Source organism: Rhodococcus sp. NPDC127593, from assembly GCF_042671975.1.
GTDB lineage: Bacteria > Actinomycetota > Actinomycetes > Mycobacteriales > Mycobacteriaceae > Rhodococcus_F.
This window is the reverse complement of record NZ_JBHXWI010000003.1, coordinates 209459-226868: the sequence shown is the minus strand read 5'-3', so window position 1 is coordinate 226868 and position 17410 is coordinate 209459. Positions and strand designations below refer to the sequence as shown.

The window sequence follows — 17410 nt, the reverse complement described above, 5'->3', positions numbered from 1 at the left end:
CCTATCCGGCGACGGTGATCCGGTCGGTGTTGGGTGGCGTCACCGGTGAATTCGTCCCCAGATATGCCGTGAAGGCGTCGAGGTCGCAGCCCGCGTGCACGGCCTCGGCGCGGACACGGAAGGCGTCGAAGCCGTCGCCGCCGTCGGCGAGGAACTTGTTGACGGCCACCCGGTAGGTGCCCTCGGGGACGACGGCGTCGCCGTTCACCCGGATGTCCGAGATGCGTTCGCCGACAGTCGCCGAACGGTTCATGGTGTACGTCAGCGAACTCGACGGGGCGAGGATCCGTTCCGTGATCGTGCCGTCTCCGCGCGGCTGGAACTGCTGCTCCAGCGCAGTTTTCAGGGTCGCGCCGGTGACCGTCAGGACCTCGAGGGTGTTGCCGAAGGGTTGAGCGGCGTAGGTCTGCCCGTATGTGACGGCGCCGTCCGGGCCGCCGCGCAGCAGATCCTCGCGGAGTCCGCCGGGGTTGGTGAGTGCCATCTGGGCGCCGTGCCCGGAACCCGCCGCCCACTGGGCGTCGGCGACGACGTTACCGAGGGTGGACTCGCCGCTGCGGGTCTCGTCGCGGGTGAGGTCGCCCGTCAGCGACGCCACGCGCGCCGCACCGATCTCGGAGGCCCGGGCGGCGGCATCGTCGGCGAGCGCCTGTATGTCGGGGTCCGACGGGATGTCGTGGGTGACCACCTGATTGAACGCGGACGCGCGGTCGCGCAGGACGTCGCGGGTGGTGCGGTCGATCGACACGTCGACCACCGAGACGATCCGGCCGTGCGACGCGCCCTGCATCATGACGCGCGGGTTCCCCATCGGGTCGGGAAACGAGCAGTTGTACTGCTGGTGGCTGTCAGCCGTGAAGATGACGTCGACCTTCGGGGACGCGCGCAGCGCGAGATCCCGTGCGGGTCCGGACGTCACCTCGCACGAGTTGGGGCCGTTGTCGGCTGCGGGTTCGGCTCCCTTGTGCATCAGCAACGCGATGGCCCGCACGCCGAAGAAGTCGAGGAGATCCGCGGTCCGGTCGACGGCGGCGAGTTCGTCCGTGAAGCGCAGCCCTCCCACCCCCTCCGGGGTCACCATTGTTGCGGTGCCGGCGGGCATGGTCGCGATGACCCCGACTGGTATTCCCTCGACGTAGTTGACGGTGAACGGCAGCGTCGCGGGCGCGCCGTCGTCGAATTCCATGTTCGCCGCGAGGAGCGGGAAGTTCGCGCCCTCGAACGTGTTTCCGAACCGGCAACCGTCGGTGGGATGGCAGCCACCGGTCTGCATCCGCCGGAACTCCGTGTATCCCTCGTCGAGTTCGTGATTGCCGATCGCGGACGCGTCGACGCCCATCCTGTTGAGCAGCTGCACGGTCGGTTCGTCGTGGAACATCGCGGATTCGAGCGCCGACGATCCCCAGTTGTCACCCACCGAATACAGCAGTGAATGGGTCGCCTGGCCGCGCAGCTGGTCGACGTACGCGGCCAGGTAGGCGGCGCCGCCGGCGGGGACAAGTGAGCCGTCGGCTTGCTTCACCTGGCTCCGGACGCCGGGCGGCGGTTCGAGGCTGCCGTGGAGGTCGTTGAAGGCGAGGAGCCGGACGGAAACCGCAGCGTCCTGCGCCTGCGCCGCGGACAGCCCCGACGTCACCGAGATCGCCAGCGCCATTGCCAGTCCGGCAGCCGGCACAGCGGTGCGGAGCGCGGCGCGGCGACGCATATGGGGGCTCCCTTCGGCAAAACCTCACTGAGTCTGCCAACAAGGAGTCACGGGCGTTGTGCCCGTGGGTAACGTTTACGTCTCGAGCGTTACGCCCGGACCGCGACGTTCGCGATCGAGCGCGCCTCGGTGCTCGTCGCGAAGGCGAGGAACGCGTCGTTCTCCTCGGGATCGCCGATCGTGATCCGCACCCCGTCGTCGCCGTACGGCCGCAGCAGCACACCGGTCTCGGCGCTGGCGGCGGCGAACGCTCCGGAGGGCGTGCCCAACGGGAGGAAGACGAAGTTGGCGGCCGATTCGGGCACCTCGTACCCGGCGGCGAGCAGGGCGTCGCGCACCCGGTTGCGCTCGGCGACGACGCCGTCCGTGCGTGCCAGCAGCTCTCCGGACGCGGCCAGCGACGCGATGGCCGCGGCCTGCGCGACGGCGTTGACCGCGAACGCGATGTGCACCTTGGTCAGCGCGGTGACGACCGTGGGATCGGCGACTGCGTACCCCACGCGGATGCCGGCGAGGCCGTAGGCCTTGGAGAACGTGCGCAGCACCACCACGTTGGGGCGTCCGCGGAACAGTTCGATGCCGTCGGCGTCGGACCGGTTGTACTCGAAGTAGGCCTCGTCGAGGGCCACCAGGACGTCGGCGGGAACGGCGTCGAGGAACCGCTCGAGTTCGGCCTTCGTCAGCGCGTTGCCGGTGGGGTTGTTCGGGTTGCAGACGAAGATCAGCCGGGTGCGGTCGGTGATCGCGGCCAGCATCGCGTCGAGGTCGTGACCGTGGTCGGCGGTGAGCGGAACCTTGACGGGCGTCGCCCCGGCCACCAGCGTGACCACGGGATAGGCCTCGAACGACCGCCACGCGAAGATGACCTCGTCACCGTGGTTGCACGTGGCCTGCACCAACTCCTGGCAAAGGCTCACCGAACCGCAACCCGCGGCGATGTTCTCGGTGGCCACCCCGAGGTGATCGGCCAGTGCCGTGATCAGGGCGACGTGACCGTTGTCCGGATAGCGGTTGGCGTTGCCGACGGCGTCCGCGATGGCGTCGCGCACACTCGGCAACGGACCCAGCGTGGTCTCGTTGCTCGCCAGCTTGATCGCGCCCGGAAAGTTCTTGCCGGGGATGTAGGCCGGGATCGTGTCGAGGTCTGCCCTGGTTCGCGGAGTCACCAGGCGATTATGCGCCTCCCGATCCACTGCGCCGACGCCCCCTTCGTGCCAAGGTAGGAACATGTCGGGATTCTTCAGGGACAGTGCAGCCCTGCGGACGTCCGCAGACGCGCCGGAAAACCCTCAATTGCGTGTTCCGCTCACGGCAGTGGAACCGGAAGGTCCGGCACGGGGCGGGATCGTGGTCCTGCACGAGTCGCGCACGTTCAGCGAACCTCTCCTCGATCTGATGCGCTCGCTCGCGATGGAGGGGTGGGTGACGGTAGCGCCGCACCTCTTCCACCGGGAACCGGCGCCCAGCGATGTCGAGGTGTTCGGCGAATCCCTGTTCGCCGACTTCGACGCCACCTTCGACTGGCTGATCGCGCGGGGCATCTACGCCGACTGTGTGGGCGTGCTGGGTTTCGACGACGCCGGGACCGCCGCCCTGCTCGTCGCCACGACGCGTCCCGTCGGCGCCGCGGTGAGCGTCGCCGCCCGCGGGATCGTCGAGCCGCTGTCGGAGGAGGCGCCTGCGCTGGTGCACGCCGCCCCCGACCTGAAGGCCCCCTGGCTCGGTCTGTACGGGGAGGACGATCCGTCCACGCCACCCGATCAGGTCGAGCTGCTGCGCGACGCCACCGCCAAGTCCGACGTCGCAGGGCTCGTCGTGAGTTATGCCGGGCTCGCGCACCGGGCCGACGAACCGCCTCAGGTGCCCGACGGCAAGGACGACGACCCGGGCGCCCAGGCCATCGTCGACGCGCAGCGGCGGATCTTCGACTGGTTCGACAGCCACCTGCGATAAAGCGGCCATCCGTATGCTCTGACCAGCCGTTTTGCCTTTGTGGTGGAAAGGTGTGTAATCTTTCGCACCGGCGGTCCGAAGGGATCGGAACCACCCCAGGGAGGCGTGCCAGAGCGGCCGAATGGGACTCACTGCTAATGAGTTGTCCCTTTTACGAGGGACCGGAGGTTCAAATCCTCTCGCCTCCGCCACACCGGGCCTAGTCGGCCGGTGCAAGCTAGACAACTGAAGAACATGCGCCCGTAGCTCAACGGATAGAGCACTTGACTACGGATCAAGAGGTTAGGGGTTCGAATCCCTTCGGGCGCACAAAGAAACCCCGTCAACTGCAGTGATGCAGCTGGCGGGGTTTCTCTTTGTCGGCCGGGCTAGCAGCAGGACGTGCCCGCGGTGGCCTTCTCCCCGTCCGCGGCGGTGCCGCAGCAGGTGGCCCCCTCGGCCTCGGGGTCGAGGTGCCGGGGGCTCGACCCGAACGTGTCGGAGTCGGCGAGCACGGTGTAGACCTCCCACTTCTCGCCGGCGGGGCCGGTGACCCACACCTTGTCCTGGGTCGCGAAGCAACAGGTGGTGCCGATCTCCTCGTCGGTGAACAGGCCTTCCCCGGTCAGCCGCGCGATCTCCTCGTGCACCCGGGCGCTCGATTCGACCTCGACGCCGAGGTGGTTGATGGTGCCGCCCTCACCGGGGTTCTCCAGCAGCACCAGCTTGAGGGGTGGCTGCGCGATGGCGAAGTTCGCGTATCCCGGCTTCAGTTTCGCCGGTTGTGTATCGAACAGTTTCGAGTAGAACGTGACTGCTTCCTCCAGATTGTCGACATTGAGGGCGAGCTGGGCGCGGGACATGACAACCTCCACCTGTGTGACATATGTCGAATTACTTTCATTCCTAGAATCCCACCTTTTTGACATATGTCAAGAACCGGGGAGGATGGAGTCATGCCCAAGACGTTGCCGGTCGTAGATGTCTCCGCACCGATCTGCTGCGCGCCCGTCTCGGCCGCCCCGATGACCGACGAGGCCGCCCTGCACCTCGCGCTGCGCCTCAAGGCGCTGGCCGACCCGGTCCGCATCAGGCTGATGTCGATCCTGCTGACCGCGAGCGACGGCGAGGTGTGCACGTGCGACCTCGCGACCGGCGTGGGCCTGTCCGAATCGACCGTCAGTCACCATCTCGGCCAGCTCAAGAGGGCCGGAATGGTCCAGCCCGTCCGCCGCGGCATGAACGTCTTCTACAGTGCGCAGCCGGACGCGCTCGACGCGCTGCGGGTGGTCCTCGACCCCAACTGCTGCACCTGACGCCGACCGGGACCGGTCACGACGTTCGCGTGCTCGATTCGAGACCGATCGTGGTGGTCGTCGAACCGAGACCGATCCGTGGCCAGCCGGCGGTGACCGCGATGAATCCCGACGTGGGTATCGCATCCAGCCAGTAGTTCGGTTCGGTGCGGTACTCGGGGGGCCCGCTCCGGCACGGCTTCGACGCCGCCGCCGGATGGTAGGGGTCGGCCTCACCTTCGATGTCGTCGACGCGTGCCCGCACTGAGAGATAGGACCACCGTGTCGAGGGATCGTCGGGGTCGGACAGCGAGCGGGTCTCGTACTGCGCCAGCTCCGCGGGCCTGCCCGTCGCGGTCAGGGCCATCCGGAGGTGGAGGCCGTCCGGGAACGCCACGACCTCGAACAGCTCGAGCGTGAGGTGGTCTTCGGTCGTGAGGAGCAGGGGGCCGTGCACCCGGTGTCCTCCGGTGGTGGGTGGTGCTACTGCCGGCCAACGCGGTCTGCGCATGACCTCTATCGTCCCACCGATCCGAATGCAGATGCAATGGTGGACAACGAAGTTCATGCCGTGTAGGGGCCGGCACGGCCGTGACCTCAGCTGGTGGGCGGGACGAACTCCGGCTGGTCGAGCAGTCGGAGCCAGGTTCCGTCCGGTTGCCTGCGGACGACCTGCGCCCGCGCGCCGGATCCGTCCTTGGGTGGGGTGGACGTGAGCGCGATGTCGTCACTGATCAGCGTGGGGAGCGGTGTCTCCGGTTCGAAGTGCGGCGCGTTCGCGAGCACCGACTCCCATAATTTCTGGATGGCTGCCCGGCCGACCGTCCGGCTGCCGGGCGGATACGCCATGACGGCGTTCTCCTCGTACAGGGCGGCGACTCCGGCCGCGTCGCCGGCATTGCTGCGCTCGACGAACAGTCGGGTCAGATCTTCGGGGTTCAGGGCCTTCTCGTAGTCGGACACGGAAATCCTTTCGTGGGTGAACTGCTCTCACATCCCACAATGGTGTCGCCGCAACCGGAAGTCCAACAGATAGTTCTGCTGAATACTAGAATTACTGCTTATGGAACTCAGGCAGCTCGAGTACTTCGTCGCGGTTGCCGAGGAAGCGAACTTCACCCGCGCCGCGGAACGCGTCCACATCAGCCAGTCGGGGATCAGTGCGCAGATCCGGCAGCTCGAGCACGACGTCGGCGCCACGCTGATCGACCGATCGAGCCGGACCGCGACGCTCACGTCCGCGGGAGAGGCGGCGCTCGGGCACGCCCGCGCGGCACTCGCCTCGGCCGACGCGATGCGGCAGGCCGTGGACGACGTGAACCAGCTGATCCGGGGCCGGCTCGTCGTCGGGATGGTCACCGCCTGCACGGTGAAGCCGCTGTTCGACGCGCTGTCCGCGTTCCACGTCGCGCACCCGGGAATCGAGATCACGCTGACCGAGGACAGTTCCGACCGCCTCGTCGAACGTGTCCGCGCCGGTGCGATCGATCTCGCCCTCGTCGGCACCGCGACCGCCCCGCCGGAAGGTTTGGATGCCTTCCCGATCATCAGCGAGGGTCTCGTCGCGGCCGTGCCGCCCGGGCACCCGCTGTCCGGGCGTTCGCGCGTCGCCCTGGCCGAACTCGGCGACCATGCGATCGTATGTATGCCGACCGGAACGGGGATCCGAACGGTCTTCGACCAGGCGTGTGCGGCCGCCGGCCTCCGCCCCGACATCGCCCTGCAGGCGAGTGCGCCCGACGCCGTCGCCGACCTCGCGATCCGCGGACTGGGGATCGCGATCCTCAGCGAGTCGATGGCGACGGATTACCGAGGGCGGTTGACGGCGATCGCACTGGACGACGTCGACATCCCGGCCGTGCTCGCGCTGGTCTGGAAGAGACTCGGGGGCCCCGCGCTCCGCGAACTCGTCCTGCACACCCGCCGCTCCTTCGGTGAACTGCAGACCGAACCGGCGGCCGCGGTCGGCGGGTAGTCCTCAGACCACCGACGTCATCCCGCCGTCGATGAAGATCACCTGACCGTTGACGTACCGGGATCCGTCCGACGCCAGCCACACCGCGGGACCCACGAGATCGTCCGGGGTGCCCCACCGGCCTGCCGGCGCGCGGCCGCGGAGCCACGCGTCGAACTCGGGGTCCGGGATAGCCGATCTGGGTTTGTCGGACGGTGTGGCTAGTGTCTGGGTTATGGCGGGGAGGGTGGTGAAGCGGGCGTTCAAGTACCGCTTCTATCCGACTGCGGTGCAGGCTGATCAGCTTGCTCGGACGTTCGGGTGCACCCGGTATGTCTACAACCGGGCGTTGGCCGAGCGCTCGCGTGCCTGGTCGCAGGAGCGGCGGCGGGTCACCTACGCGGACACCTCGAAGATGCTCACCGGATGGAAGCGGGACACCGAGACCGAGTGGTTGTCGGAGCCGTCGAAGGGGCCGTTGCAGGAGGCGCTGCGGCAGTTGCAGGGGGCGTTCGACAGGTTCCTGGCGCAAGCAGTCCCGCTACCCGCAATTCAAGAGGAAGGGCCACTCGAAGGATTCGGCGACCTACTACTCGAACTGCTTCACCTACCGCGGCGGGCAGCTCCGGTTGGCCAAGCAGTCCGAACCCCTGGATATCCGGTGGTCGAGGCCGTTACCGGAGGGGGCCGTGCCGTCGCAGGTGACGGTGTCGCGCAATGCTCGTGGTCAGTACTACATCTCGATCCTCCAACCCCGCCACGAGCGCACGGACCGTGAGCGGCTGGCGAAGGCGCAGCGGGTGCTGGCCAAGAAGGAGAAGGGATCCCGTAACCGGGCCAAGGCCCGCCTGAAGGTCGCGAAGATTCATGGCCGGATCGCCGATCGGCGTCGCGATCATCTGCACAGACTCTCCACTCGACTGGTGCGCGAAAATCAAGTGATCGCCATCGAGGATCTGAGTGTGCGGAACATGGTCAAGAATCGGTCGTTGTCTCGGGCGATCTCCGATGCGAGTTGGTCCGAGTTCCGGTCGATGCTCGAGTACAAGGCAGACTGGTACGGGCGGCGGGTGGTGGTGATCGACCGGTTCTTTCCGTCGTCGAAGACCTGCTCGGTGTGCGGGGAGGTCGCGTCGACGATGCCGCTGGACGTGCGGGAGTGGACGTGCCGATGCGGCGTCGTCCACGACCGGGATGTGAACGCGGCGAAGAATATTTTGGCCGTCGGACTGACGGTGGCAGCCTGCGGAGACGGTGTGAGACCACCTCGCACATAACGTGTGGGGCGGCAACTGTCGGTGAAACAGGAACCTCGAGACGCGAGTCTCGAGGGGATTCTCGGTCGTTCACGGCCGAGAGGACGTCAAGATCTTCCCGCTCCCGCGGGCGATCTGGCACCGTGCGACCGCGCGCCCGACGAGAAAGGCGCTGGTGAGGTCTGTCGTGAGCACCCTGTTCCAGTCCTCGAGGGTGACGTCGAGCAGCGGCTGACGATGTTGCAGCGCAGCGTTGTTCACCAGGATCTCGATCGGCCCGACCTCCGACTCGATCCGCTCGACGGCGTCGGTCACCCGCTCGGGATCCGTGACGTCGAACGCGTACGCGTGGACACGGGTCTCGCCGAACTCCTCGCGGAGCCGCTCACGTGCCTGTGCGAGGAGTTCGGCCGACACCCCGTTTGAGGACGATCGTGGCGCCCGCCTCGGCCAGGCCCCGCGCGAGTGCGTAGCCGATTCCCCGGCTCGAACTGGTGACCAGGGCGATGCGCCCGGACAGATCGAGGAGATTCACAGCGCACGCACCGGGTTGCCGAGCGTGCCGATTCCGCCGAGCGAGATCTCGGCGCGGTCGCCCGGTTTGACCGGGCTGAACGTGAACGGGCAACCCGTGAGCACCACGTCTCCCGGACCGAGGGTCAGATACCGGGTGAGATGGACCAGTTGCTCGGACACGTTCCAGGCGAGCTGCCGCGTGGACGCCTCCGCCACGGTCGCGTCGTTGACGCGCACGGTGATCGGAACGTCCTCGGAGCCGAGATCTGTCTCGATCCACGGTCCCAGCGGGGTGAAGCCGTCGCCGTGCTTCGCCTGGGTGAGCTTGTCGTCCAGCGCTATCTGCTCGACGGCGGTGACGTCGTTGCCGATCGTGTATCCGAGGATTGCGGATGGGACGTCCTCGGGGCGAAGCCGGCGGCACATGCGCCGGATGACGACGGCCAGCTCGCCCTCCACGTTGACCTGCCCCAGCCCTTCGTCGACGACGATCGGATCCTCGGGGCCGATCACCGTGCGCGTCGACTTCATGAATGCCTGCAACGGCAGGTCTCGATCTCCGGGTGCGCCGTTGTGGGCCATCCCGAGCAGGACCCGCGGTTCGGCGGGCGCGAGCAGCCGCGCGCCGTCGAGGTCGTGTGCGGGTCCGGTGAACGTCAGGGTGTCGGCGTACGGATCCGTCACTTCGTGCCAGCGACCGTCGCGCTGGCACACCGGCCGTGGTCCGGAGTCGGTGGCGATGCGGGCCAGCCTCATGCGTCGACCCGATCCTTCGACTCGGTGGCAACGGCATCCGGTCCGTGGACTGGATCGGCCATCGCGTCCCAGGCGAGCGCGAGGTCGCGGCCACGGGTTTCGGGCGTCACGAACGTGGTGGCGAACGTGATGACGCTGAGGATCAGAACGTAGATGGCGAGCGGCACCCACGAGTTGTTGAGCAGCGACAGCAGCAGTGCGCCGACGAAGGGTGCGATGCCGCCGGCGAGGATGGCGCTCGTCTCCCGGGCGACCGCGACGCCGATGTAGCGGTGGCGATTTCCGAACAGTTCGGGCAGGGCCGCGCACTGCGCGCCGAGCATCACGTTGACGCCGATCCCGTAGCTGACCGCGAGCGTCGCCACCACGAGATACGGGTTGCCGAGCGAGAGCAGCCACCACGACGGGACCGCGAGGACGAGCTGCAGCGCCGCACCGAACCGGTACACCCGCATCCGGCCGAAGCGGTCCGACAGCGCGCCCGAGAACGGGATGACGAGCATGCCGATGGCGGCGCCGCAGGCGATGGCGAGCGGTCCGATCGACTTGCTGACACCCACCACCGTCGTCACGTAGCTGATGCCGAGGGTCTGGAAGATGTACGAGCCGCCGTTCTCGGCCATCCGCAGGCCGATGCCGCGGAGCACGCTGGGCATCGAGCTGCCGATCAGTTCCCGGAACGGGCTCTCGCTGATCTGATCCTGCTTCTCCAGCTTGACGAACGTGGGGCTCTCCTGCATGCGGAGCCGAATGAACACGGCGACCGCGATGAGGAAGACGGACGCGAGGAACGGCACCCGCCACACCCAGGCGAGGAGGAGTTCGCGATCGATCTGGCCGAGGATCGCGAAGACCCCGGACGCCATCAGGGTGCCCACCATGATCCCGACGAACGGGAGTGCGGAGAAGAATCCGCGGCGCTCGGTGGGCGAGTACTCCGCCATCAGTGTGGTGGCACCGGCCTGCTCGGCGCCCGCGCCGAAGCCTTGCAGCAGTCGCAGCGCGACCAGCAGGATCGGGGCCCAGATGCCCACCTGCGCGCCGGTCGGCAGGACGCCGATCAGCGTGCTCGCGCCGCCCATGATCGCGATCGTGATCATCAGGACGGCCTTGCGTCCGAGGCGGTCCCCGAGGGCGCCGAAGAACAGGCCGCCGACGGGCCGGGCGAGGAAGCCGACGGCGTACGTGCCGAAACTGGCCATCAACGCAGCCGACGCACCCATGGCGGGGAAGAACAGCTGGCCGAATATCAGTGCCGATGCCAGGCCGTACAGGGCGAAGTCGTAGTACTCGAGCGCACTGCCGATGGAACTGGCGAGCGTCGCGCGCTTGAGGTTCGCGGCGTACTCCGGGTCGTCGGAGGCGCGGACCGGTCGGGTGGATTCACTGCTGCCTTCCGGCATCTTCGAGTCTGCGCCTACTTGAATCTTCGATTCTGGGGACATCTTCTGCTCCGTTGTGGGACGGGACCACGTCGAGCGCGGTCACAAACAGGTCGGTGTAGTGACCCAGGTCACTGGCGTGCCGAGGACGATACCGCGCGGGACGCTATTTGTCATACGTAACAAAAACTGTTGACTGAATCACATGATTAGTGCAGAGTTTTTATCCTGAACATATGGTCAGCATCGGCCCGTAGCGAAGGAATCTGCAGTGAGTGCACACGACCCGAAGCCACTCGACGGGCGACTCCGCGTCGTCGCCGCGACCCCCGTGAGCGAAGAGCTCATCAGCCTCGTCACCCGGGCGGAACCGCGCATCGACTTCATCCGCGAGCAGGATCTGCTGCCGCCCTCCCGGTTCCCGGGTGATCACTCCGGCGATCCGTCGTTCTCCCGGACCACGGAGCAGCAGAAGGCCTTCGACGACCTGGTCGATTCGGCGCAAGCCCTGTACGGCGTGCCCGACGAGAATCCCGCGGCACTGACGAGGACGGCAGGCGTCAACCCCGGACTCCGCTGGGTGCACACGATGCCCGCCGGCGGCGGGGCGCAGGTGAAGGCGGCCGGCCTCACCGACGAGCAACTCGACCGCATCGCGTTCAGCACCTCCGCCGGTGTGCACGCGGAACCGTTGGCCGAGTTCGCCGTCTTCGGCCTGCTGGCCGGCGCCAAGACTCTCCCGCGCCTGCTCGCCCAGCAGCGCGACAAGGTGTGGAGCGGCCGGTGGGCCATGGGAACCGTGTCCGGGCAGCGCATCGTCATCGTCGGGCTGGGCAGCATCGGCCGCGCGACGGCACTGAAGCTGAAGGCTAACGGCGCCACCGTCGTGGGAACGAGCAGGCGCGACACCGCGGTCGAGGGTGTCGACGAGATCGTGCACCCCGATCGGCTGGCCGATGTGGTCGGAGACGCGGACGGCATCGTCGTGACGCTGCCCGGAACCAGCGCCACCGAAGGTCTCGTCAGCGCAAAGGTATTCGGCGCGGTCAAGCCCGGCGTGACGGTGGTGAGCGTGGGCCGGGGCACCGTCGTCGACGAGGTCGCCATGACCGCCGCGATCGAGGACGGGCGGGTCGGGTTCGCCGCGCTGGACGTGTTCGCGTCCGAGCCCCTGGCGTCGGACAGTCCGCTGTGGGCTCACCCGAACGTGCTGGTCAGCCCGCACACCGCGGCGTTGAACCCCGCGGAGGATCGCCTCATCGCGGACCTGTTCGCGCGCAATGCCACCCGGTTCCTCGACGGCGAGGAGCTGATCAACCGCGTCGACACCGTCGAGTTCTACTGACGATGCGGCATTACTGCGTCCTCAGGACTGGAGCAATTTCGCCTTCGCTGCCGTGAACTCCTCGTCCGTGAGAACGCCGGCCTCCTTCAGGCGGGCTAGTTCCTGGATGCGGGACACCAGGTCGTCGCCCGCGGGTGCCGGTGGCGGCGGAGGTGCCTGCTGGGCGTACTGCTGTTGCGCTGCTTGCTGTTCCGCGTACTGCTGCTGGGCTGCCTGGTCGATCCGCTCCTGTTCCTCCGCCTGCTTGTTGGCGGCGCGCCGGTTCATCGCGTTCGACGTCGCCCGCGCGGTGCCGGTGATGACCGCCGTCCGGGCCACCGTGCCGAGCAGCCCGGGACGTCCCATGCGGCGTGGACCCCTGAAAACCATGATGTGCTCCGTTTCTGTGGGTGACGAGTCAGACCGCGGCGGCGATGGCCGCCTCGACCACCTCGCGCGGGATGTGCAGGTGGAGAGCTACCTCGCCACCGGCCTGCCGGGAGGCGGCCGCGACCTTCCGCGCCCACGTCTGCTCGTACACGATCGCCACCGCGGACGTGCCCGGCTCCAGTGACTCGCGCACCACCTCGAGGTCCTCGTCGCTGATCAGGGCCTTGGCTTCGAGGGACAGGGCGGCGAGGCCGATGCTGTCGAGGTCCTCGTCCACCTCCACCTGGCGCAGCGTGCCGTCGGTTCCCTTGGAGATGAACACGAGATCGAGAATGGTGACCACTCCCTGGGCGACGACGTCGCGGAATGTGTCGATCACCTGGGGATCGGCCCGCTCGCCCGGAAAGGTGAGGAAAAGAAACGCGACCGGACCGACATCTTCAGCTGTATTCGACATCATCTCTCCCTGCGCTGGGGTGCCCTGGTGTCGATGATCGCCATCGGCCGGGAGTTGCGCATCATCCACGACGGGTGATTCCGCGCGGCGGCGTTCATCCGTCACGGATGATGTCCCGTGGTCCGGGCTCTGTGAGGCTCGGACGCAGTGCTGTGTCCGGTGGTTCGAGAGACGGGGTGATGCATGCCTTCCGTGGGAGCGTCGCTTTTCTGGATCGTGGCATGCGCCGTGATCGCCCCGCTGCTCGCCGGGTTGTTTCCCCGGAAGCTGGTGCCAGAGGTGGTACTTCTGCTCGTCGCCGGGATCGTCATCGGCCCGCACGTCTTCGACCTGGCGGTCGAGGGCAGCGAGATCGAGCTGCTGCGCGACCTGGGGCTGGGGCTGCTCTTCCTGCTGGCCGGGTACGAGATCGACACGGCCGAGATCACCGGTCGCGGCGGCAGGCGGGCCCTGCTGACGTGGCTGGTCTCGCTGGCCCTGGCGTTCGCTGTCGTGTCGCTGCTGAGCGTCGTCCACGTGGTCGACGCCGGAACCGCGGTGGCCATTGCCATGACGTCGACAGCGCTCGGCACGCTGCTCCCGATCCTCCGTGACGCGGGCGCCCTCGACACCCGGCTGGGCCGGACGATCCTCAATCACGGTGCGTTCGGCGAACTCGGACCCGTCGTCGCCATGGCGGTCCTGCTCGGCTCCCGCGGGTCGGTGGCGTCCATCGTGGTCCTCGGACTGTTCACGGCCGCGGCGGTGCTGGTCGCGTTCATCCCCGCCCGCGTGCGGCGGGAGGGTTCCCGGATCACCGCGATCATCCGGTCGGGATCGGAGACGACGTCGCAGACGACGGTCCGGCTGACCATGCTGCTCCTCGTCGCACTCACCGTGCTGGCGGCGTCGTTCGGGCTCGACACGATCCTCGGTGCCTTCGCGGCCGGGTTCATCCTGCGGCGGGCCACACCCGAAGGCGACGTCACGCTCGAAACGAAGCTCGACGGCCTGGCGTTCGGGTTCCTGATCCCGATCTTCTTCGTGACGTCCGGGATGGCGATCGACGTCGCCGCGGTGGCGTCCGAACCCGGCGTCCTCATCGCGTTCGTCGTGCTGATCCTGTTGGTGCGGGCAGGCCCGGTCTACGTCGCCGGCAGGTTCGACCGGGGCGCCGACGGCACCGATCCACCCTTCACCGTCCGTGAACGCACCCAGCTGGCGCTGTATGCGGGAACCGGTCTGCCGCTGATCGTGGCCGTCACCGGCGTGGCCGTCGACTCCGGTGACATGACGTCCGCCAACGCCTCCGTGCTCGTCGCGGCCGGCGCGATCACCGTCCTCCTCTTCCCGCTCACGGCGTCGCTGCTCGCATCCAGCCCCCAACCGGCGGCCGACACGCCGAGCCCACGAGGAGACCAGAACCCCGGGAGCAGACAGTGACTCGAACCGAAACGACGCAGGCGCCGGCCCGAGCGACGCTGATCCTCGCGACCCTCATCCTCGTCGCCGCCGTCGCCAACCTGAACCTGTCCGTCGCGAACGTCGCGCTCCCCGACATCGGCCGCGCCTTCGACGCGAGTCAGACGCAGCTGAACCTCGTCGCCGTGGCGTACTCCCTCGGGCTCGCCGCGTCGGTCCTCTATCTGGGGGCGCTCGGCGACCGCTACGGGCGCAAACAGCTGCTCGTGCTCGGCATGGCGCTGTCACTGCCGGCGTCGGCGATCGCGGGATTCGCCGGGAACTTCGAAATACTGTTCCTCGCACGTGTTCTCGGCGGTGTCTCCGCCGGGCTCGCGTTCCCCACCACCCTCGCGATCATCACCGCGCTGTGGTCGGGACCGCCCCGGACCAAGGCGATCGCACTGTGGTCGGCCCTCGGTGGCGCGATCTCCTCGCTCGGGCCGATCGTGTCGGGCGCGCTGCTCGAGCAGTTCCATTGGGGCTCGGTGTTCCTCGTGACCCTTCCGCTCGCCGGTCTCGCCCTCGTCGCCGCCATCCTGTGGGTGCCCGCCCACGTCAACGAGACGACCGATCCCGTCGACAATCTCGGCGGCATCATCTCCGTCGTCTTCATTGCCGCCCTCATCCTCGCGATCAATTTCGCACCGGTGGACGGCTCCGGGGCGCTCGCTCTCGGTCTCGGGTTGATCGCCCTCGCCGCGGGAGCCGCGTTCTTCCTGCAGCAACGGCGGGCGGCGCACCCGCTGTTCGATCTGCACATCGCCGCCCGCCCGACGTTCTGGGTGGCCGCCGTCGGCGGGGTGATCGTGTTCGGCGCGTTGATGGGTGCGATGTTCATCGGGCAGCAGTTCCTGCAGAACGTGCTCGAGTACTCCACGCTCGCCGCCGGATCCGCGATCATCCCCGCCGCCGTCGCGATGGTCATCGTCGCACCCCGTTCCGCGAAACTCGTCGAATCGCACGGAGCCCGGTTCACACTGCTGCTCGGCTACCTGTTCGTCGTCCTCGGACTGGTTGTCGCGCTGGTGTGGTGGGACGAAAACGCGACCTACTGGTGGGTGGCCCTCGCTTATGCGTTCGTGGGCATCGGGGTCGGGTTCGCCGGGACCCCGGCGTCGCGGTCGCTCACCGGTTCGGTGCCGGTGTCGCGGGCGGGCATGGCCTCCGGCACGTCCGACCTGCAACGCGACCTCGGCGGCGCGATCATGCAGTCGATCCTCGGCGCGGTGCTGACCGCCGGTTACGCGAAGTCGCTGTCGGCCACGATCGCCGCATCGCCGGACTCGAGCCAGATCACCCCGGAAACCCAAGCGGCGCTCACGAAGTCGTATTCGAGCGCCGAAGTGCTCGCGGAACGCTACCCGCAGTACGCCGAGCAGATCATCGCCGCCGCCCGCAACGCCTTCCTCGACGGCGACGATCGCGCGTACCTCGCCGCGATCCTGGTGGTGTGCGCCGGGGCCGTGGTGGTGTTCTTCTTCTACCCGCATCGCGACGAGGAGAAGCGGCTGCTGGCCGAATACGGGACCGAGAGAGCGCAGTAGGGCGAATGTATCGCCGGTCGCCTCAGAAGCGCCGAAAGGTACATTCGCCCGGCGGGCGCGGAGTAAATTCCCGAGAGGGGCACCTCGACGACGGGACGCACGATGACAGCTCAGGTCGTGACCAGGACGAATCGGCGACGAGGCCTCGCGGCGGCCGCAGCGGCACTGCTGCTGGTAGTGCCCGCGGCATGCTCCGACGATTCCTCCTCCACGGGCACCTCCGCCACCTCCACGACGACGCAGGCGGGAACGCCGAACGCCGGAGCGGACGCACAGATCGACCCCGGTGTCGCGGACCGGCTCGACGAGGCGATCGAGAAGACGATGTCGATGGCCGCGATTCCCGGCGCGATCGTGGGCGTGTGGGGGCCTGACGGCAACTATGTGAAGGCGTTCGGCGTCGCCGACAAGACCACCGGCGCACCGATGGAGACCGACTTTTACCACCGAATCGGCAGTGTGACAAAGACGTTCACGGTCACGGGTGTGCTGCAGCTGGCCGACGAGGACAAGCTCGCTCTCGACGATCCGATCTCGAAGTACGTGGCGGGCGTGCCGCTGGGTGATCAGATCACGCTGCGCCAGCTCGCCCGGATGCAGAGCGGGCTGGCCAACTACTCGGCCAACGAGGACTTCCAGAAGGCGTTGCTCACCGACCCGCAGGCGGCGTTCACCCCGCAGCAACTGCTGGACTACGCGTTCGCGCAGCCCGCGTCGTTCCCACCCGGGCAGGGATTCGAGTACTCCAACACGAACACGACACTGCTGGGGCTCGTCGTCGAAAAGGTCAGCGGACTGCCGCTCCCGGAGTACGTGACGCAGAAGATCGTGCAGCCGCTGAAGATGGCGGACACGAGCTTCCCGACCACCAACACGTTCCCCGAACCACACGCACAGGGCTACACGGAGCAGACCTTGGACGACAAGGAAGCCGTGGCCACCGATTGGAATCCGTCCTGGGGATGGGCGGCGGGCGCGATGATCTCGACCCTCGACGACCTGCGGATCTGGGCGCCCGCGCTGGCCACCGGCACACTGCTGCAGCCGGCCACACAGGCGCAACGGCTCGAGACGGTGAACGCACCGGGTCTGGCATCCGACGTCGGCTACGGGCTGGGCATCTTCGACGTCGCGGGCTGGATCGGGCACAACGGCAGCCTCCCCGGGTACCAGACGGTCTGCGTCTACCTTCCCGAGCAGGAGACCACCCTCGCGATCATGATCAACACCGACGTCCCCTACCAGGGCAGCGAACCGAGCACGGCGCTGGCGGGGGCCGTCACGGAGATCATCTCGCCGGAACACGTCTACAAGCTCAGTGCCGGGGTGCAGAATTCGGACGCGTCGTCCCCGGCCACGCCGACGCCCTCGGTGACCCCGGCAACGTCCTCGACGTCCGCCCCGCCGACCAGCTGACCTCATGTGAGTGGCAAAGCGTGCGCGAGCACACTTTGCC

The 17410-nt window shown here is 67.9% G+C and carries 17 protein-coding genes, 2 tRNA genes and 2 pseudogenes; 10 read left to right on the top strand and 11 right to left on the bottom strand.

What is annotated here, in order from left to right; translation table 11 throughout:
- Position 1 precedes the first annotated feature (1 nt).
- A complete protein-coding gene (locus tag ACFVJ3_RS04040) occupies positions 2-1705 on the bottom strand; it encodes a bifunctional metallophosphatase/5'-nucleotidase (RefSeq protein ID WP_378450826.1) in 1704 nt (567 codons plus the stop codon).
- An 89-nt stretch (positions 1706-1794) separates the two neighbouring features.
- Positions 1795-2871, bottom strand: coding sequence for a histidinol-phosphate transaminase (hisC, locus tag ACFVJ3_RS04035; protein ID WP_378450825.1), 1077 nt, complete (start codon positions 2869-2871; stop codon positions 1795-1797).
- Positions 2872-2932: 61 nt separating this feature from the next.
- Between hisC and ACFVJ3_RS04030 the strand changes: the two genes are divergently transcribed.
- The 3 genes from ACFVJ3_RS04030 to ACFVJ3_RS04020 all read left to right on the top strand — a co-directional run bounded on the left by ACFVJ3_RS04030 (position 2933) and on the right by ACFVJ3_RS04020 (position 3967).
- Positions 2933-3658, top strand: a complete 726-nt coding sequence (locus tag ACFVJ3_RS04030; RefSeq protein WP_378450824.1) for a dienelactone hydrolase family protein — start codon at positions 2933-2935, stop codon at positions 3656-3658.
- 99 nt (positions 3659-3757) lie between these two features.
- Positions 3758-3849, top strand: a tRNA-Ser gene (locus tag ACFVJ3_RS04025).
- Positions 3850-3894: 45 nt separating this feature from the next.
- Positions 3895-3967, top strand: a tRNA-Arg gene (locus ACFVJ3_RS04020).
- A 59-nt stretch (positions 3968-4026) separates the two neighbouring features.
- On the opposite strand, the gene ACFVJ3_RS04015 is transcribed toward ACFVJ3_RS04020, so the two are convergent.
- A complete protein-coding gene (locus tag ACFVJ3_RS04015) occupies positions 4027-4500 on the bottom strand; it encodes an ArsI/CadI family heavy metal resistance metalloenzyme (protein WP_378450823.1) in 474 nt (157 codons plus the stop codon).
- Positions 4501-4593: 93 nt separating this feature from the next.
- Between ACFVJ3_RS04015 and ACFVJ3_RS04010 the strand changes: the two genes are divergently transcribed.
- A complete protein-coding gene (locus ACFVJ3_RS04010) occupies positions 4594-4953 on the top strand; it encodes an Rv2640c family ArsR-like transcriptional regulator (protein ID WP_378450822.1) in 360 nt (119 codons plus the stop codon).
- Between the two features lie 16 nt (positions 4954-4969).
- Here the strand turns inward: ACFVJ3_RS04010 and ACFVJ3_RS04005 are convergent, their stop codons facing one another.
- Together ACFVJ3_RS04005 and ACFVJ3_RS04000 are read right to left on the bottom strand one after the other, a co-directional pair.
- The gene (locus ACFVJ3_RS04005; RefSeq protein ID WP_378450821.1) at positions 4970-5443 is read right to left on the bottom strand and encodes a hypothetical protein; all 474 of its coding nucleotides are present in this window, start codon (positions 5441-5443) and stop codon (positions 4970-4972) included.
- Positions 5444-5529: 86 nt separating this feature from the next.
- Entirely contained in the window at positions 5530-5895 is a 366-nt protein-coding gene (locus tag ACFVJ3_RS04000) for a YybH family protein (protein ID WP_378450820.1), read from the bottom strand.
- 100 nt (positions 5896-5995) lie between these two features.
- Here ACFVJ3_RS04000 and ACFVJ3_RS03995 point away from each other — a divergent pair, with 100 nt between their 5' ends.
- Entirely contained in the window at positions 5996-6907 is a 912-nt protein-coding gene (locus ACFVJ3_RS03995) for a LysR family transcriptional regulator (RefSeq protein ID WP_378450819.1), read from the top strand.
- Positions 6908-6910: 3 nt separating this feature from the next.
- Here the strand turns inward: ACFVJ3_RS03995 and ACFVJ3_RS03990 are convergent, their stop codons facing one another.
- Complete coding sequence (locus ACFVJ3_RS03990) at positions 6911-7153, bottom strand: SDR family oxidoreductase (RefSeq protein ID WP_378450818.1); 243 nt, start codon at positions 7151-7153, stop codon at positions 6911-6913.
- On the opposite strand from ACFVJ3_RS03990, the pseudogene ACFVJ3_RS03985 reads away from it, so the two are divergent.
- Positions 7122-8163, top strand: a pseudogene (locus ACFVJ3_RS03985) (RNA-guided endonuclease TnpB family protein). The gene ACFVJ3_RS03990 and the pseudogene ACFVJ3_RS03985 sit on opposite strands and share 32 nt — an antisense overlap.
- Positions 8164-8250: 87 nt before the next feature.
- On the opposite strand, the pseudogene ACFVJ3_RS03980 reads toward ACFVJ3_RS03985, so the two are convergent.
- The 3 genes and pseudogenes from ACFVJ3_RS03980 to ACFVJ3_RS03970 all read right to left on the bottom strand — a co-directional run.
- Positions 8251-8677: pseudogene (locus ACFVJ3_RS03980) on the bottom strand (SDR family NAD(P)-dependent oxidoreductase); the annotation flags it as partial.
- On the bottom strand, positions 8674-9414 hold the full coding sequence (locus ACFVJ3_RS03975) for a fumarylacetoacetate hydrolase family protein (RefSeq protein ID WP_378450817.1): 741 nt from the start codon (positions 9412-9414) through the stop codon (positions 8674-8676). The gene ACFVJ3_RS03975 and the pseudogene ACFVJ3_RS03980, both read right to left, overlap by 4 nt.
- Positions 9411-10859 carry an MFS transporter gene (locus ACFVJ3_RS03970; protein WP_378450816.1) on the bottom strand — a complete coding sequence of 483 codons (1449 nt, stop codon included), beginning with the start codon at positions 10857-10859 and terminating at the stop codon, positions 9411-9413. The genes ACFVJ3_RS03975 and ACFVJ3_RS03970 overlap by 4 nt, the downstream gene beginning before the upstream one ends.
- Before the next feature lie 208 nt (positions 10860-11067).
- Between ACFVJ3_RS03970 and ACFVJ3_RS03965 the strand changes: the two genes are divergently transcribed.
- Complete coding sequence (locus ACFVJ3_RS03965) at positions 11068-12141, top strand: D-2-hydroxyacid dehydrogenase (RefSeq protein ID WP_378450815.1); 1074 nt, start codon at positions 11068-11070, stop codon at positions 12139-12141.
- A gap of 21 nt (positions 12142-12162) precedes the next feature.
- Here the strand turns inward: ACFVJ3_RS03965 and ACFVJ3_RS03960 are convergent, their stop codons facing one another.
- Positions 12163-12510 (bottom strand): SHOCT domain-containing protein, encoded by a 348-nt coding sequence (locus tag ACFVJ3_RS03960; RefSeq protein WP_378450814.1) that lies wholly within the window; start codon positions 12508-12510, stop codon positions 12163-12165.
- A 28-nt stretch (positions 12511-12538) separates the two neighbouring features.
- Positions 12539-12967, bottom strand: coding sequence for a DUF6325 family protein (locus ACFVJ3_RS03955; protein ID WP_378450813.1), 429 nt, complete (start codon positions 12965-12967; stop codon positions 12539-12541).
- Positions 12968-13150: 183 nt separating this feature from the next.
- Between ACFVJ3_RS03955 and ACFVJ3_RS03950 the strand changes: the two genes are divergently transcribed.
- The 3 genes from ACFVJ3_RS03950 (at position 13151) to ACFVJ3_RS03940 (ending at position 17370) form a co-directional block, all read left to right on the top strand.
- Entirely contained in the window at positions 13151-14389 is a 1239-nt protein-coding gene (locus ACFVJ3_RS03950; RefSeq protein ID WP_378450812.1) for a cation:proton antiporter, read from the top strand.
- Positions 14386-15954 carry an MFS transporter gene (locus ACFVJ3_RS03945; RefSeq protein WP_378450811.1) on the top strand — a complete coding sequence of 523 codons (1569 nt, stop codon included), beginning with the start codon at positions 14386-14388 and terminating at the stop codon, positions 15952-15954. The genes ACFVJ3_RS03950 and ACFVJ3_RS03945 overlap by 4 nt, the downstream gene beginning before the upstream one ends.
- 102 nt (positions 15955-16056) lie before the next feature.
- The gene (locus tag ACFVJ3_RS03940) at positions 16057-17370 is read left to right on the top strand and encodes a serine hydrolase domain-containing protein (protein ID WP_378450810.1); all 1314 of its coding nucleotides are present in this window, start codon (positions 16057-16059) and stop codon (positions 17368-17370) included.
- Positions 17371-17410: the final 40 nt, after the last annotated feature.